The 25160-nt window shown below is 57.1% G+C and carries 13 protein-coding genes and 1 riboswitch; of the genes, 2 read left to right on the top strand and 11 right to left on the bottom strand.

The window, feature by feature from the left end; translation table 11 throughout:
- Positions 1-36 precede the first annotated feature (36 nt).
- The 9 genes from AC6ROY_RS16555 to AC6ROY_RS16515 all read right to left on the bottom strand — a co-directional run bounded on the left by AC6ROY_RS16555 (position 37) and on the right by AC6ROY_RS16515 (position 13015).
- A complete protein-coding gene (locus AC6ROY_RS16555; RefSeq protein ID WP_500101677.1) occupies positions 37-5502 on the bottom strand; it encodes a glycerophosphodiester phosphodiesterase family protein in 5466 nt (1821 codons plus the stop codon).
- A gap of 263 nt (positions 5503-5765) precedes the next feature.
- Positions 5766-6329: a glycerol-3-phosphate responsive antiterminator gene (locus AC6ROY_RS16550; protein WP_500101676.1), complete on the bottom strand. Its 564-nt coding sequence runs from the start codon at positions 6327-6329 to the stop codon at positions 5766-5768.
- A 189-nt stretch (positions 6330-6518) separates the two neighbouring features.
- Complete coding sequence (locus tag AC6ROY_RS16545; RefSeq protein ID WP_500101675.1) at positions 6519-8168, bottom strand: b(o/a)3-type cytochrome-c oxidase subunit 1; 1650 nt, start codon at positions 8166-8168, stop codon at positions 6519-6521.
- A 35-nt stretch (positions 8169-8203) separates the two neighbouring features.
- The gene (locus AC6ROY_RS16540; RefSeq protein ID WP_500101674.1) at positions 8204-8674 is read right to left on the bottom strand and encodes a cytochrome c oxidase subunit II; all 471 of its coding nucleotides are present in this window, start codon (positions 8672-8674) and stop codon (positions 8204-8206) included.
- A 39-nt stretch (positions 8675-8713) separates the two neighbouring features.
- Positions 8714-8878, bottom strand: a complete 165-nt coding sequence (locus AC6ROY_RS16535) for a cytochrome c oxidase subunit 2A (RefSeq protein WP_500101673.1) — start codon at positions 8876-8878, stop codon at positions 8714-8716.
- 271 nt (positions 8879-9149) lie between these two features.
- On the bottom strand, positions 9150-9827 hold the full coding sequence (tenA, locus tag AC6ROY_RS16530) for a thiaminase II (RefSeq protein ID WP_500101672.1): 678 nt from the start codon (positions 9825-9827) through the stop codon (positions 9150-9152).
- A gap of 49 nt (positions 9828-9876) precedes the next feature.
- Positions 9877-10671, bottom strand: a complete 795-nt coding sequence (locus tag AC6ROY_RS16525; protein ID WP_500101671.1) for an energy-coupling factor transporter transmembrane component T family protein — start codon at positions 10669-10671, stop codon at positions 9877-9879.
- Between the two features lie 6 nt (positions 10672-10677).
- Positions 10678-12408, bottom strand: a complete 1731-nt coding sequence (locus AC6ROY_RS16520; RefSeq protein WP_500101670.1) for an ABC transporter ATP-binding protein — start codon at positions 12406-12408, stop codon at positions 10678-10680.
- A gap of 25 nt (positions 12409-12433) precedes the next feature.
- Positions 12434-13015 carry an ECF transporter S component gene (locus tag AC6ROY_RS16515; RefSeq protein WP_500101669.1) on the bottom strand — a complete coding sequence of 194 codons (582 nt, stop codon included), beginning with the start codon at positions 13013-13015 and terminating at the stop codon, positions 12434-12436.
- A 141-nt stretch (positions 13016-13156) separates the two neighbouring features.
- Positions 13157-13262, bottom strand: a riboswitch (TPP riboswitch).
- A gap of 584 nt (positions 13263-13846) precedes the next feature.
- On the opposite strand from AC6ROY_RS16515, the gene asd reads away from it, so the two are divergent.
- Positions 13847-14647, top strand: coding sequence for an archaetidylserine decarboxylase (gene asd, locus AC6ROY_RS16510; RefSeq protein WP_500101668.1), 801 nt, complete (start codon positions 13847-13849; stop codon positions 14645-14647).
- Between the two features lie 142 nt (positions 14648-14789).
- Positions 14790-16043, top strand: coding sequence for an MFS transporter (locus AC6ROY_RS16505; protein WP_500101667.1), 1254 nt, complete (start codon positions 14790-14792; stop codon positions 16041-16043).
- Positions 16044-16208: 165 nt separating this feature from the next.
- Here the strand turns inward: AC6ROY_RS16505 and AC6ROY_RS16500 are convergent, their stop codons facing one another.
- Entirely contained in the window at positions 16209-17051 is an 843-nt protein-coding gene (locus AC6ROY_RS16500) for a tetratricopeptide repeat protein (protein ID WP_500101666.1), read from the bottom strand.
- 127 nt (positions 17052-17178) lie between these two features.
- On the bottom strand, positions 17179-25080 hold the full coding sequence (locus tag AC6ROY_RS16495; protein ID WP_500101665.1) for a 5'-nucleotidase C-terminal domain-containing protein: 7902 nt from the start codon (positions 25078-25080) through the stop codon (positions 17179-17181).
- Positions 25081-25160: the final 80 nt, after the last annotated feature.

Below are 25160 nucleotides of genomic sequence, written 5' to 3'. Positions count from 1 at the left end.
GTTGTCCATTCATCCCTATCTAACCAAACGCTGCGTCTAGTTGACAAATCCGGCCTTGCTCAAGAAACGTTTGATCATCACAGCCGCCTGAGCGCGGGTCGCCTCGCCTTGCGGCTCCAGCGTCGCAGCGGTCATGCCGTTCATCAGTCCGGCCTCGATAGCTGCCGCCACTTCGGCCTTAGCCCAGCCAAGCTGCTCGGCATCCGTATAAGCGTTAAGCACAGCTGCCTGTCTGCTCGCAGATACATCCGCCTTCGTGCCTGCATACGACAAGGCGCGCAGAATCATGGCTGCTTGCTCCTCACGGGTAATCGACTGCCGCGGACGGAACTTGCCGTCTTCATAGCCGTTCACCAAGCCGGCCGTCACCGCAGCCGCCACCTCGCCCGTATACCAGACGTCCGCTGCCACATCGCTAAAGTCTGCTTTGCCTGCAGTCGTCGTTAAGCCTAGCGCCCGCACAAGCAGTGCGGCAAATTCAGCCCGGCTAACCGCACGGTCGCCGTCAAAGCGGTCAGCGCTGACGCCGTCTACGACAAGCTTGCCAGCCAGCAGCTCAACGTCGGCTTTGGCCCAATGCCCAGCCAGATCAGCGAAGCTTTTCTCATGCTCAACTACTGTGTACACACTGTTTCCGTTCCGTTTCAGCTTGGCGGTCATCACGCCGTCCTGTGTCACGAATACAGTTGGCACGAACCGCAGCTCGCCTGTTTCCGGTATAAATTGCACACCGGTTGCCTTCTTCACATCAACAGTCCGGTTCAGTGTCAACTCGCGTGTTACATACGTCGTGCCGAATCGAATTTCGACGGAGCGTCCATCCTTGCCCACCGCTTGCACGTTAAACTCAACGGCGCCAGCGATTGGACGGACACCTGCACGGGAAGCCGCCTGCTCAACACTTGCCGCCTCACTGCCGCTCAGCGTCTGCATGTCAATACGGATCGTCAACTCAGTGACTGTGCTGTTTAATTGCTGCGCAAGCGCCTCAAGCTTAAGCACAGACAACGGCAGCTGGTAGGCTGCACCTTCACCAGTTACAGTCAATACGCGGTCACCGGCTGCGCCGGCAGCATCAGACAGCGCCGCTGCCGGAAGCTCCAGCTGTCCGCCCGCTGACTTGATTTCAATTTGCGCCGCAGAAGTCAAGGCTTGCTTTAAGGCGTCCGCATCAAGCTTACCGTCCTTTGCTTCAAGCGTAATTTTGGCTGTCGGTGCAAGCTGCTCTCCACCTGAAACCGGCGTACTGCCTGTTCCGCCAGAACTAGTTCCGTTGTCCGAGTCTCCATCTGAACCGCCACTCGAACCTCCGGAACCATCCGTGCCAACCACGTCCACCGTCACCGGCTGGGAATAAATATCATACTGGTTGTTCTCGTCGATCTTCGTCGTGTGGCGCAGCAGCAAATGAACCTTGCCCGGCTGCTTCGCCGTAATCCGCGCTCCCTCTACGCTAACGTTAGGCTGTCCGTCCAGCAGCACAAGCTGCGGAGCTGTGATGGCCGAACGCCCCTCGGCATAGCTGTACACCACCGCCGTCACGTCCAGGCTCTCGCCTGCCTTCATTTCGTAGTTCATTTGCTGCGGTTGCATCTCTGCCGCCCAGTCGGAGGACCAGAAGGCATAGTCGGTTGTGATCGCATAAGCGCCCATTTTGAAGAAACGGATGTATTCCGCTTTGCTGTTGAACGTCCACGGAGAAATGATCAGCCCGCGGTGCTTGGCTGCCTCCATGAACTTTGACCCCAGCCCCGGGTAACCCGGATTAAAGGTCGAATTCAGCGGCTGCACCAGCTTCAGCGTCTCGCGCAGCGATTTGTTGACATTGGTTTCCGTGTCATACCCGCCAGCCAGCAGCGCCAGCGGCATGGTCGGCATTTGCTCGGCCAGCCGTTTCAGCTGGTTCACATCAAAGGACATCGCATTGACATCGTCCTCTGCCTTCATCGTTTTCAGCAGCTCGACAAATACCGGAACCGCCTCAGGCGTCGACGTTTTAATTTCAGCCATGACCATCTTGTTTTTCGACTGGGCCAGCTCAATCTGCTCGTCCAGCGTCGGAATCGGCAAGCTCGGGTATTGATCCTTATGGGTCTGGTTCGCATCCAGCTTCCGCAGTTCCTCATACGTATAGTCCTCGACAAGACCGGTCCCGTTTGTTGTGCCGTTTAACGTCTTGTCATGAACAATCATCAAGCGGCCGTCCTTGGACAGGAAAATGTCGTTTTCGATAAAGTCGCCGCCAGCCTCAAGTCCGAGCTGGTTGCTGAGCAGCGTATTTTCCGGAGCGCCTTCCTTCGCGCCCTTGGCCGGCATGCCCCGGTGTGCGATCATGTAAGGCTTGCGGATCAGCGTCGTTTCATGATCATACACCTTGTACGCCGCCGCCAGCGCAGCGGGAGAATCGGTGACGATGCCGTTGCTGCCTGCGGTAATCAGGGTGTGCAAGGCGACATTTTTCGTAGCTGCTGCGGACTGATCCTTCGTCCAGACAACAATCGCCCGCTGCTGCAAATGTGCAACAAGCTCACGCGAGGTAACGCCGGAAGGGAGCAGCGCGATTTTGGATTGGCCCAGCGTCGTTTCGCGGCGAATGTCAAGCAGATCATCCTTGGTCACAGCAGCTCGGCCGCTGAAATCGACGATTCCGCGCAAAATGGGATAAGCCGCCCGCGCCTGCTTGATCAGACTGCCCTGCGCAGAGATGACAAACGCATCCTCCAGACCGCGCTTCTGCAAATCGTCCACGAGCCGATCGACGGTCGCGCTGTCGGAGACGTAGAAGGCCGGCATCATCCGGTTGTCGATGACGTTCAGCACCGCATCCAGACTGCCAATCGCCAGCTTGCCAGAGGCATCCGTCACTTGCAGGTCGCTGTTCAGATGCAAAATGACGGTCGCAGGCAGCGTAGAGCCGGTCAAGCCAGCCAACGCCTCCAGGCTGTTGATTTCGGTGACGATCGACGGCGCCATCGAAATTTTACTGTCCGGCTCCGCTACCTGAACGAAGCGGTCAGCAGCCATTGGCGGGAGCGCGTCCTGCTGCAGCGTCACCCGAATGTTGTCGACGCGGGTGCGGCTGCCGTTTGCCTGAATGCCGATGCCGCCCTTCGCATAAGCGGTCGCCGCATCGGTATCAATCATCAGCTTGTCATTGATAAAATGCTGCACCCGGTTCCCCTTCGCCTTAACCGTATAATGGTACAGCTTGTCCGCATCCAGCACCTCGCTGAATACGCCGCGATCCATGACGTTCCAGCCGTTGGCCGGCGTCCGTTCAGCAAATTCGACGCCATTGGCAGCTGTCGCATCCTTGCGCACCGCCATTTGGTAGTATGGATAGTTGTTGTTCTGAACACGGTACATCAACGAGTTCCAGCGGCCCGCATCGTTGGCGCTCAAATGCGTCACAGCGGCTTCGATTTTGTAATCGCCGAATTTCTCCAGGTACGCAGGCAGCAGCACACGCGACGGATTGTCCGGAGAAGCGAGCGCATTCAGCTCAAATGCACCTGATTTGACGACGGCCGCCGCAGCGGTCGTACCTTCCTTGCGTGTCCAGCCCGCAGGCAGCGTGCCGTCAGTCAGCGTGTCGAAGTTTTCTTCGTACAACACGTATTCCCGATCGCCGGCCTGCTTCACGACAACAAGCAGGCTGATCATCGCGCCGTCCTTTGTCCCGGTCAACGTGTAGACGCCCTTTTTCGCAGCCTTCAGCACACCGCCGCTAACGGTCACGGAAGCATCGCTGGCGGACCAGATCAAGGCATCGCCCTTCATCACGCTTGTGCTATAGTCGCTCAGGTCGGCCTCCAGCTCGACAGCGCCAAGCGACAGCGGCTGTCCGGCATCAGCCAGCATATAACCGTCCGCATGACGCAGCGCAACGACCTTCGCCCCGACAGCCGACGGGGTCACCGTCACTTCCTGGGCAACCGACAACGTGTTGCCGTACAGGACCCGCACCATCGACTTGCCCGCTTTCAGCGGCACGAGCTTCTGATCCACGATTCGCAGCACGCCTGCATCCGACGAATACAGCTTCAGCCGCTCGCCATACACCGCATCTGTAACGCCGTCGGAATAATAGACGCTGCCGGTCACCGACACGCTGCCGCTAAGCGCCTCCAGCGTCGTCGGAAGCGTCACGTTCATCCGCTCCGCCGTAATGCGCGTCACCTTCAGATTATCGAAGGATACTTTGCTTTGGTCCGCCTGGAACCCAATCTTGCCCCGCTCCAGCAGATCGGCGTTGAAGCTTTTGTCGATCAGCAGCGTGTAGTCGGCCGCCTCCTTAGGCTTAATATATTCCTTAACATTGTTGTCATACACCCGGACCTTCATCGTATAGTCCTTGTTCAGAGCAAGCGGCGTCGAGTCGCCGTTTGCGATGACCTTCCACGCATTTTCCGGTGTCCGGTAAGCTACCTCATATTTGCCGTTTTGACGAATCGCCATCTGGTTGTACGGCTGCTTGCCGTTTGGCGCGCCCCGGAACATCAGCGACGCCCAGCGGCCGGAGTCCAGCACGCTTTCAAATCGCACATCGGCCTCAATCGTGTAGTTGTCCCACTGGACAGGCGCCGTCATGCGAGCTTGCTTGCCCGACGCTCTGCCGTCGAAGGTCATTCGTCCATTGCCGTATGTATCCTGTACGACGGTGAACGAATTGCTGCCGGCATTCACATCGGAAATCCAGCCGTACGGAATCGTCCCCGGCGCATAAGCGTCGAAATTGTCTTCCAGCAGCACCGGATTCACCGTTCCGCCCACCGGCGCGTTGTCCACCAGCACCACATCGCCGTAGCCTGTCGTATCGTTCCAGAAGGACGATGAGTTAAAGGCGCTCCAATAGCTGTTCCGCTGCTTCGCCGGCGCATCCGCATCGTAGCGGTCTGTCACGCCGATATTAAAACCGAACTGCTCCGTCAGCACCGGGTCGACACTCAGAAACTCCCACGGAATTGCGACCTCCAGCGTCCAGCCGCTGGCGTTTTTGTCGATGGCGCGCAATATTTTTTTCTGGTCCTTGGCGCTCTGACCGTTCGCTGCAGCTCCGAAATTAAACAGCGGCGTGCTTGAATCCGGCTGGTACACGAAGCCAAGCTGCAGGTCTCCCGCCGCAAACGGCGCCGACCGGTGACCCGTCGGATCGAAAAACAGGTTGATATTGTCCTGCTCAAACCAATATCCCTTGTCCGCACTGTAAATCAGCGTATCATCCTCGGACTTGACGCCGACATATAAATACTGGTTGTCCCACAGCATGCCGAATCGGGCGTCCTTGAAGGCGCCTTCCCCGGTCCGGTGCAGCAGCGATTGATTCAAGCTCCAGACGGAATCATCCAGCTTGCCGTCAATGACGGGAGCAGCCAGCGTTTTCTGAATTTCCAGCGAGGGGCGGGCAGCCGCAGCTGCCTGCGCGGGTGCGCCGGCGGGCAGCAGACCGCTCACGAGGGCAGCGACTGTCAGCCAGCTAGCGAATTTCGAACGTCGTTTCATGGAATGGATCACGATTCCTTCCCTGTTGTTTGTTCGGAGACAAGCACAAAAAAACCCTCTATCCATCAAACGGAAGCGGCGCGCCAAATCCAGCTTCTTCCATTTGTTGCATAAAGGGTGTTCTCCTCATCTCCAACCCTTAACTATTCAGTTGAGACCTTACGTTATTTACTTTACCAGCGCTTTGTTAGCGCAGCATCAGCGGGATGTGAAACATTTGTAAAGCCGGAACCGGCATCTGATTCCATCGCCACCTGACGAGCCTACGTCCACAGCTGGCGGTTGCCCATGGACACCGCGCTGGCCCCGGCCTGCAGCGCCGTCGCGATTTCACTATGCTCCTGAATCAGCCCGCCCGCGATAATCGGCAAGTCAGTCCGGTTGCGCAGCTGCGTAATCGCCCGCGGAATCAGCCCCGGCATAATTTCCACCGCATCCGGCTCGCTTTGCTCCATGTTGTGAATCCCCTGCTCCAGCGCCGACGTGTCGATCAAAAACAGCCGCTGGATCGCCATCAGCCCGTTTTTCTTTGCATGCTTGATGAAATGGCTCTTCGTCGAAATAATCCCCGTCGGGCGCAGCCGTTCGCTAATATATTTCATGACAATCGGATCGCCGCTCAAGCCGCCGATAAAATCGACGTGCAGAAACGCCGTCTTTCCGGCACGCAGCACTTGTCCCACGTAATTTTCCATCGTCAGCAAGTCCCCGATCAGCAAAAAAACGACCGGACAGTCGCTCCGGCACGCCGCCTGCAAATCCTCGCTTTTGCGCACCGCCGGAATAATTCGCCGCTCGCCCCAACAATCATGCAACCCCTGTTTCATCCTCATTGTCCTCCTCTGGCGCTCCGCTTGGCTTTCTGCTTGATCATAGCAAAGCAGTGTTAATGGAGTGTTAACGGCGGGCGTTTCCCCTCCTCTCCTTGCCGTCATACCGGCCAAGCTCTGGCTTGTCATGGGCAAACAACAAAAAAACAGGCAAGCCGCCAAGCGGTTTGCCTGCTTCTCCTGAAATTACCACGTCTTAAAGCCCTTCGCTCCGATGCCCGCGTCATTGATAATGTCCAGCACCGGAATCGTATACGCAATCAGAATCAGCGCAGCCAACACGCCGACCCATACGCCCCAACGCTCGAAGATCGCCGGCGCTTTCTCCGCCTGCTCGCTCACTTCGGCGATCGGGTATTCCGTTTCTCCCTTAGGCGCGCTCATCAGCATGCAAATGTTAACGACCATCAGCACAACCGCGACAAACAAGATCATACCGCCTATCGCCATCGCCACATGGTAAGGCATCCACATGACCGTATCGGGGTGATCCTGGTACGTCGTGAAGGCTGTCCGGCGCGGCGAGCCAAGCAAGCCGACCGTGTGCATCGAGCCGGACATGAAAAACATCCCCACCAGCCACAGAATCGTTTGAATAATACCGAGCCGGTTCATCAACGGCGTCATGGACCGGCCCAGCATGGACGGAATGAGCCAGTAGGTGATACCGAAAAACGTCAGCGCCACACTCGTCGCGACCGTCAGATGGAAGTGCCCGGTAACCCACAATGTATTATGCACAATTGCATTCAGCTCATGGCTTGCGTTAATCAAGCCTCCTGCACCGGCCGGGATAAACACAACCATGCCCATGAACGGGGCGAAGAAGCGAACATCCTTCCACGGCAGCTTCTTGAACCAGCCGAACAGCCCCTTGGCGCCGACGGAACGGCCATGCATTTCAAAGGTCGCAAACAGCGAGAACGCCGTCATCAGCGACGGAATGACAACCATAAATGTCAGCACGACCTGCACAAATTTCCAAACATTCGAAATGCCCGGCTCCATCAGCTGATGGTGAAAGCCGACCGGAATGGAAAACAGCAGGAACATGATAAAGGACAGACGGGCCAGCGCATCGCTGAACATTTTACCGCCGATCACCTTCGGAATGACCACATACCAGCACATGTAGGCAGGCAGCAGCCAGAAATAAACAAGCGGATGGCCGAAGTACCAGAACAACGTCCGCGATAACGTGACATTAATCGTTTCGACCCAGCCGAACGACCACGGAATAAGCTGGAACAGCACCTCGATCGCTACGCCAAGCGTCGCGATGATCCACATCAGCATCGTGACAACCGCCATGAAGGTAAACAGCGGCGTTGTTACCCCCGGATTGGTCCGCTTCCAGTACCGGTAGTTGAGGAATACGCCGATGCCGCTCATCCAGCTGCCGACGACGACAAACACCAGGGACACATAAAACCACGGGTCCGCCTTCAGCGGCGCGTAGAACGTATACAGCACGGTCGCTTTGTTCAACAAAATAAGCACAGTAGCGAGCAGCGTGCCAAACGTCATCAGCACGAAGCCAAGCCAGCCCAAGTTACGCGCAATCGGCAGCAGCTTGCCGCCCAGCGTCCGGGCCACCCCCGAGTAAATAAACCCGATGATGAAATACGTCGTGAAAATGAGCGCCATCAGGACGCCATGCGCAGTCAGCAGCTGATAGTAGCCGATCCCCATCGGCAGCGTGATCATGCCGCCGCGCACCAGCCCTTGCAGCACGCCAGCGATCCCGCCGACCAGCAGCGCGAAGAAGGCGAATAAAATATGGGCCAGCACAAGCGCGGCATCGCGGCGATCAAAGCTTTTGATTTCCTTTATCATGTGTGTTACATCCTTTCCGATTCACGTTGGGCAGCCTATTTTACGATGAATTTCATCATCATCACTTCATGCGCCGCGCCGCAGTACTCATTACAGAGCACCAAATATTCGCCCGGCTTGTCGAACGTGTACGTCAAATGATTGACCTCGCCCGGAATGACCATCATGTTGATCGTCGTGCCATTCACCTGCATGCCGTGGACAACATCCTGGCTCGTCACGTTGAAGTGTACCTTGGCTCCCAATGGAATTTCCAGCTTATCCGGCGTAAAGCCAAACGCAAACGCAATCAGATTCGCCTCATATTCATTCTCCCCGACCTTCTGCAGACCCGGCTTGTCGAACGGCGGCGTCTGCGCCAGCTTCTCCGGGTCAACCGTATGCCGATGACCGCCGGGAGGCTCCATGCCGAGTGAAAACGCCCCAACGCCTACGACAGACAGAAATACAAACAGCATCGAAATGCCGAAAATCAGCCAATATTTTTCTAAACGGTGAATATGCATTAGCTTGTCAACTCCTCCGGACGATGCCGATTGATCTCTCTAACCCCTCACGACATACAACAGAAATATGCCTACCCAGCTGATGACCAGAAACAAACCAAGCAGCATCACCGCCGCAAAGGTTCCTTTCAAGGACGGCTCCTTGTGGTTCTCGTTCGTCTGCTTTTCCACGGGCCGTTTGATATGTTGTTGCAAGTTCGCCATACATCTATTCCTCCCTCCCCCCAAAGGGCTATTGCTTGATGTCCTCATTGTAGGTGGAAGCGTTTAGACAGCTCTATGATGTTAATCACACCGAATGTGAAAGAGTGGTGAACAAGCGCACAGGACCGGGGGTTGGCGCTGCTCTGAGCGTCCGGGCGACTGAGAAAAGGAGCGGGTACGCAAAAAAGGCCGTCCCAACCGCCACAAATGACGGGGAACAGCCTGTTTTTGCTGGATATCTTCTATTAATAATAAAGAGACGCAGGAGAAACTATCGTACCGGCCAAGCTTGCTGCGTATACGCCATATCCCAGAACATGTACTCGTAGCGGCTGCTGAGGATAAAGATTTTTTTCATCCGCGCCCGGTCGGCTTCACTCGCCCGCTCAGCCAGCTCGTCGAGCCGGTTCACCTGCTCCTCCACCAGCACGCGGAACCAGTCGCCCCCGTAAGCGGCGATCCAATCGCGGTAAATCGGCTCCTCGGGCGTACAATCCTTCAATTGCTCGCCGATCTCGTAATACAGCCAGTAGCACGGCAAAATAGCTGCGATAATGTCGCCCATCGTGCCGCTGTAAGCAGTGCTCAGCATATGTGTGGCATACGCATAGGCGGTTGGAGCCGGCTCGAACGCCTCGCGCTCCTCTGCCGTGATGCCGAGCAGCGCGGAAAACTTTTCATGCAGCGACAGCTCCGCTTCATAGGTGCTTTGGGCGTGGGCCGCCATCCGGCTGACGGTCGGCAGATCATGCGCCTTGGCCGCGCCAAGCGCCTGCACCCGAGCAAATTGCGATAAATAATACGCATCATTTAACACATAATGGCGGAAGCTCACCAGCGGCAGCGTGCCGTCGCCGATCCCTTGCACGAACGGATGCTTGAAGCTGGCCTCCCAGCTTTCGTTTACAGCCTCTCTCAGCTCTGCGGAAAAGCTTGATGTTGCGATCATATCCCATCGTCTCCCTTCCTAATTAGAAACCCATATCCCAGCTGCCCGCCTATCTCACATCCGTGATGTCCAGATGCGGGAGCTGGTGGGCAAACCACCAGGCGCCAAGCCACATGCCCAGCAGCAGCCCGGCCAGCAAGCCGTCGCTCGCCGACCAGCCGACCCTGTAATAGTAGGTCCGGGCCGCCGCCGAAGCGAAGCGCTTCGCTTCCATCGCCACGGCGATGCGCTGGGCGCGGCGGATGCTTTGCGCCAGCAGCGGAATCGCGTAGCGCTGCACCGACTCGGCAAAGCCGCGGACGCCCCGCCGCAGCTTCACCCCGCGCACCAGAAAGGCGGCGCGCAAGGTTTTATATTCGGCTACCGACAGTCCGAGCAGCCGGATCGCAGCCATGAAGCTGTAGGCGTATTTCGGAGGCAGCCGCAGCTGCTGCATAAGCGAATAAAACAGCAGCACCGGGTTCGTCGTCAGCGCAAACAGCAAGCCGACCAGTGCCGCATCGACGGTTTTCAGCCCAAGATGCAGCCCGCGGTAAAAGCTTTCCTCCGAAATATGGATCAGTCCATACCGGTACCAGGTCGTCTCGCCGGTGCCGAACAAAATCATCGAGGCAGCCGATGACACAAACATCAGTCCAAACGGCAGCAGCATCCACAGCAAACGCCGGGCCGGCTGACCGCTCGCCAGAAACAGCAGCAGCGTATACATCCAGGTGATGTGCAGCAGCACATTGATGTTATGCGTGAACAGCACCATCAGAAAGGCTCCCATCGACACAAGCAGCTTGAAGCTCGGGTTGACCCGATGCAGCCAGGTCGTGCGGCCGCTCAGCAATTCCAGCATAGATGCTCAGCCCCTTCCCTTGTCGGCCGTACCGGCCAGCGCTGGGCCGATGGCATCCGCAGCTGCGGTCTCAGTCAGCCCTGAGGCCGCAGCCTGCTCGCCGCTGGCGCGACCTGTACGGCCGTGATGCCGTCCTTCGCCAGCATGATCAACGCGATCATTCAGCTCCCCGGCGGCCTTCTTGTGCCCACCGCCCTGACTAACGCCCAGGCCGGGCCGGCTGCCGACCGGACGAGCTGACGGCTCCCCAACCGTCAGCTCGCCCTGCCGCACCTCCCAGACCCGCGTAGCAAAGCGGCTGACGATGTCCATGTCATGCGTCACCATCACAATCGCCAGCCCGCGCTGCCGCCACGCCTCCAGCTTCTCCAGCAGCGCGAACGTATTCACCGCATCCTGGCCAAATGTCGGCTCATCCAGCAGCAGCAGCCGCTGCGCCTTCACGGTCGCAGCCGCTACCGACAGCCGCCGCTTCTGGCCCAGCGACAGCTGATACGGATGCAGCTCCCGCTGTCCGCTCAGCTCAAAAGCTGCGAGCAGCTCGTCGGTCTGCGCTAGCACAGCCTCCGCCGACTCCCCGTCCCGCCGGAAGTTAAACGCCACTTCCTCGAATACGCTGCTGCCAATAAACTGCAGCTCCGGATTTTGAAACACATACGCCGCCTGATGTACGACATCGTCCAGCCCGCTCACCCGCCGATTCGCGAGCACATAGTCGCCTTCGGTCGGAATAAGCTGCATCAGCGAGGACAGCAGCGTGCTTTTGCCAGCGCCGTTTTCGCCGATGACCGCAATCCAGTCGCCCGGCCACACCTGTGCGCCCGCAGCCGCCAGCTTCCGCTCCTTGCCATGGTAGCCTGCGAACTGCTGCAGCCGGAGCAGCGGCTCCCCGCCGGCGGCTGGAAGCGGCAAGCCCGCCGTCGCCGGGAGGCGGCGCAGCCCGGTCCCGGTCCCCAGCTGCACGCCGTCCGCGGTATAATCGTTCCACACGCCGGGATACCAGATGCCGTAGCTTTGCAGCTCGCTGCGCCGCTCACGGAACAGCCGCTCCGGCTCGCCATCCGCCAATATGCGGCCCGCTCCATCAAACAGCACCACACGGTCGATGAAATCAATCACTTCATGCAGCTTGTGCTCCACGATAATGACCGTCTTGTCGGCCGTTACCCGCTTGACCGTGTCCCAGATCTCACGGGTACCCTCGGGATCGAGCAGCGAGGACGGCTCATCCAGAAACCAGGCGTCCGGCTCCAGCGCCAGCAGCGAAGCCATCGCCAGCCTCTGCTTCATCCCTCCGGACAGCGAAGCAATCGGCGTGCGCGGATCAACAGCGGCCAGTCCGACCTGGGCCAGCAGCGCTCCGATTCGCTCCTGCATCTGCTCGCGGGGAACACATAAATTTTCCAGCACAAAGGCCAGCTCTTCATCCACAATCGGCATGCAAAACTGCGTATCCGGATCTTGAAACAAATACCCCCAGGAGGCGGGCCGTCCGACGCCGGCCGCTTTCATCGGCAGCTCGATCACAGCGGGAACAAGTCCGGCCAGCACTTGCAGCAGCGTCGACTTGCCGCAGCCGCTTGGCCCAAGCAGCAGCACCTTCTCCCCCGGCCGGATCGTTAGCGATAGTTGGTCGAACCATAAAGCCTTGCTGCCCGGAAATTTGAGCCGCAGCTCGCTTACCCAGACAGCGCGGTCCGCCTCACTGCCCGTCTTGTTATCCGCGAATCGCGTCATGCTCCCTCACCCGTTTTCCTTATGTTTACCGACCAAGCGAATCCAGATCATCCTGACTGACCGGGCGCACCAGTTGCGTCACCCCGGTCTTCTCCAGCGCCTTCACCAAGGCATAGCTCAACGTACCGCAGATCAGGAACGCGCCGACGAACCGGTACAGCACATACTGCACGATCAGCCACGGCGAATATTCCGTCAAGTAATTTCCGTAGATGTCCATAACCAATGCGCCAATCGCGGCCGCAATACCTGACAGACCGGCTACAAGCAGCGAGAAGCTGCGGTAGCGGAACGCCGCGAAGGTCAGCTCCGCGCACAGCCCCTGCACGATGCCGTAAGTCAGCGACGACACGCTGTAATGCGAGCCGAGCAGCATCTCGAACAAGGCGGCGGCTACTTCGGCCAGCACCGCTACGCCCGGCTTGCGGATGATGAGGAAGGCGACAGCCGCAGCCATATACCACATGCCGTAAATCAGCTGCTCCAGCGGGATGCCGGGCACTTTAAATACGTTGTACACATCGCCCCATACCCGGTAAATGATGCCGAACACAACGGCAATGACGATGGTGACCAAAATGTCGGTCAGCTTTAACCCTTTTGACATGACTTGATTCCACTCCCTTATCGAGTTCGTCCGGGATCACGCCGCAGCATCGCGGCCCTCTCTTCCAGCGTGGATGATCGCAAAAAAGCCGCCTCCGTCATACGGAAGCGGCTTGTGAGCACAAGTGAACGGACTCAAGATCGTCTGCGTTCTCCACTTCCCTACGCTGGCATCACCCAGATCAGGTTCAGAGGGTCTAGGATCTGTCGATCCAATCTCAGCCGGTTAGGCTCCCCTAGTGACATAAACATACTAGCATGAATGGGCTAAATGTCAATACAAAAAAAAATTAATGTAACATTTAGCAAATTTCCCTAGTCTTCTCGTGGCATGTCTGTTAAGATAACGATACATCATAGCACGGGAGAATAACTATAGAGAAAGCGGGGATTTTTATTATTGAAAGCGCTATCTGCAATGCGGCGTTTGGCAGGAAATGGCCCGGTTCCGAACCGCCGCCTTATACGCCGGAGGCTCCGGATCACGAGCCGCTGCCCGTTACCGTCAGCATCGTAGCCGACTGCCCGTTTTGCAGCCAAATTCAAGGCGAGCCCGGCTGCCGTACGCCGATTCATTGCACGAAATGGTCAGGCGCTTGCAGCCCGATTATGGTCAATTTGGCAGCTTGCGTCGCCTGCGGGGAGTACAGGAAATAGAAGAAAGAGGGCATTGCGCCGAAAAGCCGAGGCCGGTCATCCATGAAGGCTCCTTTGAGGGGCCTTCTCGCTTTTTTGCCGTTGTTTAGCGGTTGCTTTGTCCCCCGTTCTGTGTCAAGATAATCGGTAGGCTTCCACTAAATGATCATGTAGAAATAGGTGACATCCGACCCTTATGAAAATAACGTTTTTTCGGCTTCTTACGGAGCTTTCGTCACGCAAAAGCGTATCCCGTCTGACGGGCGCCTTCGCCAAATCCCGCGCCAGCCGCGCGTTTATTCCGCAATTCGCCAAAACATACGGCATTCGCATCGAGGATGCGGAGAAGCCGCTCGCGGGCTATGGCTCCCTGAATGACTTTTTTACCCGGCGTCTCAAGCCTGGCCTGCGTCCCGTTGACCGGCAGGAGGGCATCATCGTCAGTCCGGTCGACGCGTTGATTACAGGAATGGGCCAGATCGTGGAAGGCACGATGCTGAACGTGAAGGGGCAGGACTACACCGTCGAAGAGCTGCTGAACTTCAGCCCGCGCCGCATTAACTACAAAAACGGCTTTTTTTATGTGCTGTATTTAAGCCCGACCGACTACCACCGCATTCACACCCCGGTCGCAGGCGAAATTATCGAGAAGGAGCATGTACCCGGCAAGGTGTATCCGGTCAATGACTTCGGCTTGAAGCATATGCGCCGCGTGCTTAGCCGCAATGAGCGGCTGATCACGTATATGCAGCATGGCGCGGGAGAGGTTGCGGTTGTCAAGGTTGGCGCGCTGAACGTCAGCTCGATTCAATACGTGTCTCCTCTGCCTAATCAGGTGCAGGCGGGCGATGAGCTTGCTTACTTTGAATTTGGCTCCACCGTCGTACTGCTGATGGAAAATGGCACCTACGCCAGCCGCTCCGACCTTTCTGTGGGCAGCAAAGTAAAAATGGGCGAAGCGCTTGGCACTCTAACCCGTCACCCGGCGGGAACGTAATTTTAAGAAGCCGCCGGACGTGCGCCAGCCAAACCGGAACCGAGGGACAAGCATCGCCTGTCCCCTTTTCGGCATATCCGAATGTCCGCATCGGCGGACCCGCTCGCCTGCCGGGCGGCGAACAAGAAGGGAGTCAGGCATCATGAACGTTTCTACCAAGCCAGCAGACGGCTCGGCTTCATCCCGGACATCTCAAGCGGGCGTGAAGCCGACCGTCTTTCGCATTTTGCTGGCCATCAGCCTTGTGCATCTATTTAACGATACGATTCAGTCGGTGATCCCGGCCATTTTGCCGATTCTGAAGGACAGCATGCGGCTCAGCTACATGCAGTCGGGCATTATTGTGTTTGCGCTGAATATGACCGCTTCTGTTATGCAGCCGCTTGTCGGCTTGTATTCCGACCGAAAGCCTCGTCCTTATATGCTGCCGATCGGCATGTGCTTTACCTTCGTTGGCGTACTGGGGCTGTCGCTTGCTCCAACGTATTGGCTTGTGCTGCTCTCCGTCCTGCTGATCGGCATCGGGTCGGCGATCTTCCACCCGGAAGGCTCCCGAGTCGCCTATATGGCGGGCGGCAACCGTCGCGGGCTCGCCCAGTCGATTTTCCAGGTCGGCGGCAACTCCGGGCAATCGCTCGCTTCGATCATGACAGCGCTTGTCTTTGCCCCGCTTGGACAGCTTGGCGCCATCTGGTTTACTGCGGTAGCCGCAATTGCCATCGCTGTGCAGCTGTATATTTCCCGCTGGTACAGCGGGTACATGGCCGCCAATCCGCCGGCGTCCCGGTCCAGCGGCTCCCGGATTGTTGATCCGCGCCGCAAGCGCCAGCTGCGCTTCGCCGTGTATATGCTCATTTTTCTCGTCTTCGCGCGTTCCTGGTACCATGCAGGCATCACGATCTACTTCCCGTTTGAGCTGATGGAGAAGTTTGGCTTGCCGCTGGAGCATGCCCAGGTGTACATCTTCCTGTTTGCCGCCGCCGGAGCGGTCGGAACCTTTATGGGCGGGCCGCTGTCGGACAAATTCGGCCGCCGCAACGTCATTTTCTTCTCGATGCTTGGCTCAGCCCCGCTTGCGATGGTGCTGCCTTACGCCAATGCCTGGTGGGCTTACGTCATTTTGCTGATCAACGGCTTTATTATCTTATCCAGCTTCTCCGTGACCGTCGTGTACGCCCAGGAGCTGATTCCGGGCAAAATCGGCACCGTATCCGGGCTGATCACCGGTCTGGCCTTCGGCCTCGGCGCGCTTGGCGCCGTTGCGCTCGGCAGCCTGGCGGATACGTATACCGTGCATAAGGTGATGAACTGGGTCAGCTTCCTGCCGCTGATCGGACTGCTTACCTTCTTCCTGCCGTCAGACCGCAAGCTGAAGGAATGGGCGAGCGAAAGCTAACGGAGCGCGCCTCTGCCAGCGGATGCTTTTTCTAAACTATCGAGGCGTGGCTCGCCGTCAGCGGGCGGAGACTTTTTTAGTCGCTTGTCCGCTTGTCCATTTCACAGGCAGCTGCGTCAGGCTCCTTCTCAACACTTGCCTTGGGAGAAGCCGCCTGACAAGCTGCTACGCCTCAGGTTCTTCCTCCGCTTGCACCGTCGTCACGCCAAGCTCCGCAGCCAGCTGCTCCAGATCGGCGCGCGTCAACGGCGTCACCATCGCGAGATCACGCTCCAGCGCCTGCTCGCACCGTTCTCTGGCCTCCTCCAGCCGGCCCAGCTTTTGCAGCGTCAGCGCATAGAAATAATAGGCCTCCGCATATTTGGGCGACTTGTCCATCACCTGGACGTACAGCTCGGCCGCTTCCTCCAGCCGTCCCAGGTACATATAATTCAAGGCAAGGTTGTCCAGAATGGTCACATCGCTGTCGTTAAAGGCATACGCCTCCTCATTGATGGCCAGCGCCTCCTCCAGGTCTCCAGCCAGCACCTTCAAATAACCGAAATTGCCGTAAGCCAGCGTGTTTTTATAATCGCTAAGCACGTCCTCCATGATCGCCAGCGCCTCGCCGCGTTCGCCGCGAAGCCAATGGATGGTCGACAGGTTAATGCGCGCCTGCATCATAAATTCCCGTTCGGGATTCGACTGCTGCAGCTTCCGGAACACCTGCTCCGCTTCCTCCAGCCGGCCTGCCTTCAGCAATAAATAGCCATAGCTTATCTGGTGCTGCGGCACGACCCCCTTGATCCGGTTGGCCTGCCCGAGCAGCTCCAGCGCCCGCGCTTGATCCCCCTTCATATAAGCCATATTGCCGCGCTGCGCGTAATACGCCGACCGGTTCCGAAAACCAAAAAAACCGAAAATCAAAATGGCCCCGGCAACACCAGCCGCCCAGTGCAGCTTGAACAAGATGAAAATAACAAGAATAACCGCAGCGATCGGCAATAACGCTTTTAATACTGGCGGCATCCGCTCCCCCTCTTTCCTCTTTCAAATGTATAGCTCCATTATACGCAAACAGCCCTCCCTAAGCTACGTGAGCAGCTCGGGGAAGGCTGTGTTGACTTTAAAGCGCAACGATTCGTAAAAAATTGGATTAGTTGATGAAGTTGACAGCTTGCAGCAAACGCTTGAGCATAACGGCTGCTTCCGCGCGTGTAGCAGGCTGTGCAGGCTCGAAGCGGTTGCCCGTCGTGCCTTGGATAATGCCGGCCTTCACCGCTTGGGCGACGGCCTCCGTTGCCCAGCCTTGAATGTCGCTGCCGTCTGCAAAGCCAGCTGCCTGAGCGGACGAAGCGCTGCCCGGAGCTTTCCCTGCAGCCGTCATCGCACGGCTGATCATCACAGCCATCTGCTCACGGGTGATGGAGACGTCCGGACGGAAGGTGCCGTCCTCGAAGCCTTCTACCAAGCGGGCTTTCGAGGCGGTGCCGAGCGCACCGGCGAACCAGTCGCCTGCTTGCACATCACTTACGCCATTCAGCGTACCATCTGCCTTCAAGCCCAGTGCGCGAACAACAAGTGCAGCAAATTCCGCACGGGTGATTCGGCTGTCCGGCGCAAATCCGGTTTCCGTCCGGCCCTGTACGACCAGCTTGGACGCCAGCAATTCAACGTCAGCTTCCGACCAGTGGCCGTTCAAATCGGAAAACGTTTTGTTCGATTTTACCACGGTGTAAATACTGTTCGAATTACGTTTCATCTGAACCGTCGTTTGCCCATTAGCCGTTGTGAATACGGCAGGTACGAAGGTCATCTCGCCGGTCGTCGGATCGTACACGACAGCTGTAGCCTGCTCCCTGTCAACGGACTGCGCAATCGTGATTGAACGGGTGACGTACGTCGTGCCGAAATTGTTGATTTCGGTCGATTTGCCGTTTGCCACAGCTGTGATCTCGAAGCTGACGGCGCCGGCCAGCAAGGCTACGCCGGATTTCGACGCAGCTGCGTTCACCTGCTCGGCTTCCGTTCCCGTTACCGGCTCGATCGTTACCTGAATGCTGATGTTATCCGCGCTTACGCCAAGCGAAGCGGCCAACTCGTCGAACTTCAGAATCGAGAGCGGCAAATCATACGATTTGCCATCCGTTTTCACCTGGATGACCGTCGCAGCCTGTTGGCCTGCTGCCGCTTGCAGCGCGGAGGCCGGCAGGTCAACCTTGACCGGACCTTCTACGCCAGCCAAATGGATAACCGCCAGATCGCCCTTGTCACTGCCGACAAGCCCTTGCAGCGCCTTGTTCAGCGATTCAGCGCTAAGGGTCAGCTTTGTTACCTCTTGACCATTGGCGGCCGTTTCCTTGACAAGATCCTTCTCGTTCACCTTCAGCTCAACGCCAGTTTCCGTAGCGACAGGCTCTACAGCTGCCGGTGCTTGCGGTTCCGCGCTTCCTGAGCCGTTGCTGGAAGAGCCTCCGCCGCTCGACGGCTCTTCAACCGGTGCAACTGGCTGAGCTACCTCGCGAATACGTCCCTCCGCCTTGGAAGTGATCGGACCTTGATAGCTCGACACAAAGTTGACAGTAGCCGTCAAGTCCTCCGGTCCGGTCACCGGATTTTTGCCGAGCTTGCCGATTTCAATGTTTTTCGCGCTGGTGGACGTGTGCATGAAATTATTGACGACAACGGAATACGTTTTTGTCTTATCCAATACCGCTCCGTTCGCCAGACGCATCGCGACGACTTTGCGATTGTTGTTCGCGTCTTTGTACCACGTATACGTAAAGCCGGATACGTGGAAGTCAGGACCGAAGGTCGAGCCGGAGCCCAGCTGCGCGTTGATGATCGTTTCCAGCTCAGCGCCGGTCACATCCAGCTTCACAAGCACATTGTTGAACGGCTGGATGCTGAACAGCTCGCCCCATGTAATGTCGCCGATGTTCAGATTTTCCCGTACACCGCCGCCATTCATCAGAGCAAAGTCAGCCTGCATCTCTGCACGCATGCCATCGGCAATCAGATTGCCGAGCGCCTGATCGCCGTTTGCGCCGATGCCCATGCCCGGATAATCCTTCTTCAGCTCGACGCTGGACGTGCCGACGACACGATTCAGGAACGGAGCCGCTTCGTTCGTATACTTGGCGATGATGCCCTGTACCGTCGGGTCTGCAGCCTTCTGAACATTGTACACGACGTTCGCCTGCTTCTTGACGATATCGCCGGTTGTCCGGCTGATCTCCAGGTCCACCTCGCCGAATGCCTTGCCGTATTCCCAAGCCTGGACGATCAGCTTGCCGTCCACCTCGCCCGATACACGGAGGTGGTTATGACCGGCGAAAATCACATCGACTTCATCGTCAACCGCTGTCGCGAGCTTCGCAGCTTCTCCGGTTACCTCAGAGCCGGACTGTGCGGCCGGCAGATGCGCCAATACAATAATCGACTTGACGCCTTGCGTTTTCAGCTCAGCAACCGCGTCATTAACGGCTGTCGCCGCATCCGTGAACTCAATGTCCTGAATGCCGGCCGGTACGACGATTTGCGGCGTTTCTTCCGTCACGACACCTACAAAACCTACCTTGACGCCCTCAACCTCTTTGATGACATAAGGAGGCAGCACATGCTTGCCATCGGCCTTGTACTTCACGTTAGCAGCCGTCAAAGGGAAGCTTTGTCCGTTGTAGCCCTTCGTGCCCTTAGGATGCTCGCCGCCGTTCAGCAAACGAAGCAGCTCCTGCGTACCTTCGTCAAACTCGTGATTCCCCGCCGTACCTACGTCGAAGCCCATCGCTTCCATCACTTCGACCGTCGGCTCATCCTGGAACAACGCCGATACCGGCGGGCTGCCGCCGACCATATCGCCCACATGGACGGTCAGCGTGTTCGGGCTGGCCGCTTTGCGCTCTTTCAGCGCTGTTGCCAAGTAATCCATACCGCCGACAAATACATCCGTACTGATGATGCCATCGCCGTTCAAATCTTCATTCAGCGATTTCTCGGAATATTTATCGTTGATTTTTCCGTGCAGGTCATTTACGCTCAGCAGCTTCAGCTTGATGTTGCCTGTCGGCTCCTCAGGAAGCGTTGCGCCCTTCAGATCGACAATCCGGCCTTCGACAGGCGCGTTCGCCGTCGTCACCGTACCGAGCTTCTGCAAGTAATTCGTAAACACTTCATAGTCCGGCAAATACAGCAGATTGACGCGGCCTTCCTTATAAGCCTTCTCCAGCGATGTGTAGAAATCGCCGCCCTTGGCTGTGAAAGCGTTGGTTGCAACCGTATATTTCGCCTGCAGATCCAGCAGCGCATAGCTGTCGCCTTGCTTCACCTCGACGCGTACAACACGCTCGCCTACAGGCCTCGTCGAATCATAATCGAAGCGCATGCCTGCGATGTGCGGGAACCGTCCGTCCTTCGTCGTTGTAATCGTCGATACGCCATTTTCCAGCGCGTCCTTGATTTCCTGACCGGTCAGCGTAATCGTCACCAGGTCATTGTTGAACGGCAGCACCGTCAACACATCGCCCTGCGTGACAGCTCCCTTGTTGATCGAAGCGCGGATTCCGCCGCCGTTTTGCAAGGCAATGACTGCATCTGTACCGGCCGCGCGCGCAGCGTTCAGCATGCCGTCCGCAATCAGATTGCCCAGATTCGTTTCCTTGGAGCGCACGTCCGTACGAACACCGTTCAGATCAACCTCTGCCTGACCGACGACGACCTTCGTCAGCTCCTGAATGCCCGGCTTGTACTTCGTATCCAAAATGGATTTGGCTTCGGCATCCTCAGCCACCACGTAGTTGTTGCCGACTTTCTCGTCAACGGAAATCAGCTTGTCGTTCCACTTCGTCAGCACGCCTTCGCTGTTGAACAGTACCTCCAGGTTGCCAAGAAACTGCCCCTTCTCGCCTGTTTGAACGATCAGCTTAGGCTCGCTGTGCTTGTTGTTCACAATCGCGTCATCCAGCTTCGTATGCGAGTGGCCGCCGACGATAATGTCGATGCCTTCAACCGCATCCGCCAGCTTCAAATCCTCGTCATAGCCGAGGTGGGTCACGGCAATAATTTTGTTAATGCCTTGCTCTTGCAGCATCTTGACCGTTTCTTGCGCTTTCGTGAACGCACCCGCGAACTTGACATCGCCCGGAGAAGCGATATTTACCGTATCCTCCGTCGTCAAGCCGAACAATCCGACTTGCTCGCCGCGCACATTCATCACAATCGCCGGGTAAATCGTAGCATCTGTACCTGTATCGCCCGTTTTGCCAAACCTACCGATCTCGTTTTTGAACTTGTCCTTCAAGATCGCATCAGCCGAAAAGTCCAGGTTCGAGGAAATAAACGGGAACTTCGCGTTGTTGACAAAATCAGCAAGCACCTGCGAATTTTTATCAAATTCATGATTGCCGAAGGTCATGGCGTCGTAGCCGACCAAATTCATAAATTCCAGATCCGCTTGTCCCAAATATTTATTGAAATACAGCGTACCGGAGAACACATCGCCCGCGTCAATCAGCAGCGGATTCACTGCGCTTGCCTTCGCCTGCTTGATCGCCGTCACCCGGCGCGCAATATGGTTCGGCGAATTCGTCGTATCCAGATTGGCATGCGTGTCATTTGTATGCAGCAGCGTCAGCGGGAATTGATTCAGCGAAATCTGCGCCAGTACAGCGTCATGGTCGGATGCCCGGCCTTTGCTCGGCGAGAAGTCGGCATTCAGATGCACAATATCCACATCAGCCGCCAGCTTCAGATTTTTGCTGACCAGCATATGATCGAGCACCTGGGAATTGCCGTCATACGTATACGTATAACGCTCATTTGCCGGCAGCTTGTCGATCAGGTTGTCCAGCTCGTTGCCCTTCAAAATGTCTGCCGTCTTCGTAAATTGGAAGTCATTCAGATCGCCCAGCGCCACGATGTTCGCCTGCGGGTTGGCTGTCAGTACCTCTTTCACAAAGCCGTTGACGACAGCCGCAATCTGATGGCGCTGCGTCTCGCTGGACAGCACTGGCGGCTGGATGCTGCCGAACGGTCCGTTGTCGCCGCCCTTGGAATTAAAATGGTTCGCAATGACGACAACCTGCTGGCCCTTGAACTCAAATTGCGCGGCCAGCGGCTTGCGCGAGCTGGCGAATGCTGCATTTGTCGGGTCGATCCGGCCCGGATTCATCGTCAGCTTGCCTGTTGCGCCATCGTATTTGACAGCCGTCGTGGACGTTCCCTTCACGCCTTGTACGCTGTCCGACAGCTTGACGCGAGCCGGGTTGTACAAGAAGCCGACGCGGATATTGCCGCCTGGAGCGCCGCCATCCTTCTTGTCTTCCGGTGCGATATCCGTGTACAGGTAGTCCGGACCTCCGGCAGCTTTGATCGCTTTGATCAATGCGGCTGCGCTGGCATCCGAATCAACGCGGCCGCTGTCCGTCTCGCCGTCGCTGTCCTGCATTTCGATCACGCCGACGATATCCGGCTGCTTCATTTTCACAGCAATCGACTCGGCGATTTTCTGAATTTTCTGAGCGCTGACATTCGGATTAAAGTTCTCGATGTTGTAAGTCGCAATCGTCAGCTTGTCCTCGGCAGGCACCAGGGTCGTCGTTTCACGCTCGAACGAACCGCTTGTGATCGCAGGGAACTGGTTCCAGGCAGGAATCACCTTGTAATTGCCGTTATTGTAGCCAATGACGCCCGTTACATCCTGGGCAAACTTGTCGCCCGTGTTCACTTCTTGACCCGGATTGCCGTAAGCAATCAGCAGACGCTGCGGGTTCAGATTGCCCAGCTCCTTCAGCACAAGCCCGCCTGCAGGCGAGATGACATCGGAGCCGTCATTTTCGACGCGAGTCGGGATGTTGTACAGCAGCGAGTTGCCGGAGCCGCTTGTCCAATACGGACTCAAAATCGTCGGTGTCGGCAGCTTCACCAGCATGCCTTCAAGTGATTCGAAGAAGTCGATTGCGTCCTCGGCCGGCTCGAACTTCGTCATGCCGTCATTGTCGATAATCGAGGACGGGATCATTCTGCCGTTTTTGCCCAGAACAACCGGAGCAGGCAGCTCATTCCCCGAGGACACGATCGTCCGGGAAGTCATGGTAAGCTGAGTCGAGGTCAGGTTGCTGCTGCTGCCCTCATTGTATTCAGACACTTTGCCGCTCACCTTGACGAGATCGCCGATGGCCGGCTTGAGCGCCTCATCCGTGCTGTAAACGAAAATACCTTCGGAAGTGTTCTCATTGTTGTCCGGCTTGGGGTCTTGCATGAAGAAGCCTTTGTAGCCGCCTGTTGCAAACGTATAGCCGTATTGAGTCACAATACCTTCGACATCCTTCACGTCCTGCCCGGCGTACTTGGACGCATGGCCTTCGCCCTGGATATCATGAATCCGGCCAAGCTCGGACGCCGCCGTGTACGCAAACGTATACACAGCGCTCGTCTGTCCGCCGCTCACCGCTACCGCCTTGATCGTCAGATCGGCCTGCACCGTAATCGGGGACGTGTACAACGGACTAGTCGCCGTCGGCTCCGTACCGTCAACGGTGTAATGAATGGCAGCGCCGGCAGTCGGGCTGGACAAGGTAACCTTGTTGCCTGACACAATCGGTCCTGCGCCCGGGCTGGCCGTCACGGAGAACAGATTCTCAACGAGCGCCGCCTCATTCAGCGGAATGAACTGATACGTGCTGTTAAATTGCTCGATAACCCCTGTAATGCGGTCAAATTCAGCATCCTTCTGAAGCTTGGCAAGCTCGGAGTAAATCGTGAACGTTTTGCCGTTTTGACTGGCGATCACCGTGCTGCCATTTTTGCTGTCAATCTTGACCTTCTCCAGATAGACCAGCTCGGATTCATGCTGCTCGCCGTTGCTGGCGGACAGATCATCGGCTGTCAGCAGCTTGGCCGCCGGTACGCCTGCCTGCTTCTGCAGCACGCCATAGGACAAGCCGTCCGCAGGCTTCAGCTCCTGCAGATTGCTGTAATGCACCATGCTGCCTTGCACATAGATTTTGTCGCCCGGCTCGGCGAACGCCGGATAACCGTACAGCAGCAGACCTGCTGTTTCATCCTGCATGTAAATTTTCGGACCATTAACATGAGTGACAGTCCCTACCGTATACACGTTCTGGGATGCCGGTACGGCACGCCCTGTGGCGACATCCGTCTGCATCAAAATCGTGTAGTCGAATTCGGCGATTTGGCTGTCCGCTTGGCCTGACGCAGCGGCGTAAGCCTTAATCTTCAGCGGTCCGTTCAACGTGACTGCCGACGTATACGGGCTGAACCCGCTGCCGCTGCCGCCCACATAAACATCCTTGTAAACCGTCGCGCCAACAGTCGCTGAGCTGAGCGAAATCAGCGTGCCGGCCGGCCAGGCGCCTGCTGCCGGACTCGCCGTTACTTCAGCGGCCGATGGAGGCGCGAAGCCGTACGCACTGTTGCGCGGCTCCGGAGCGCCAACCGTAAAGTCTGCGGCATTGTTGTCCGTGTCCAGACCGCGGCTTCCTTCAGGAGCGCCTGGCGCCGTCTTGCGGATCGCCGCTGTTGTACTGGACAATGCGCCGGTCGGGGTCCCCTCGACATTCGAGGCCGATCCGTAGCCAATCAAATCGACTGACGTGCCTCCGGCGTCGACCAGGTCGACCTTGCCGGTTGAGCCGCCCATCGCCAGCGTCCCCGTATCATCCGGCGTCGGCAGCGCTTTGGCGCCGCCCGTGCCGGCAGCCTGCTGAATCAAATAATAGCCTTTCGCCGGAATCGTCTTCGTTAATTCGGTCCCCGCCGAACTGAACGTTCCGGTCCCGCTTGTATAGCGCACCTTCCAACCGCTCAGATTAATCGGCGTACTCGTCGGATTATATAATTCGATGAAGTCGTTTTTGTACTCAGCCCCGGAGTTGCCCCCGCCGCCAAACACTTGTGAAATGATCACCTGGCTGCCATCCGGCTTCGCCTGCGCAACTGGAGCAGCCGGCAGAACGAGTCCTGCTACCAGCAAAGCCGACAGCATGACGCCCATCCATTTTTTTACTCTGTTCAAAGAGCCAAACATTACAGAAATCATCCCCTATCCCACTTTTTCAGATTCGGACACCGTTAATTAGCCTAGCATCTGATTGTTATCGGGATGTAAAATTTTCTATT

Source organism: Paenibacillus sp. sg306046, assembly GCF_059821225.1.
This window is presented reverse-complemented; position numbering and strand designations above follow the sequence as displayed.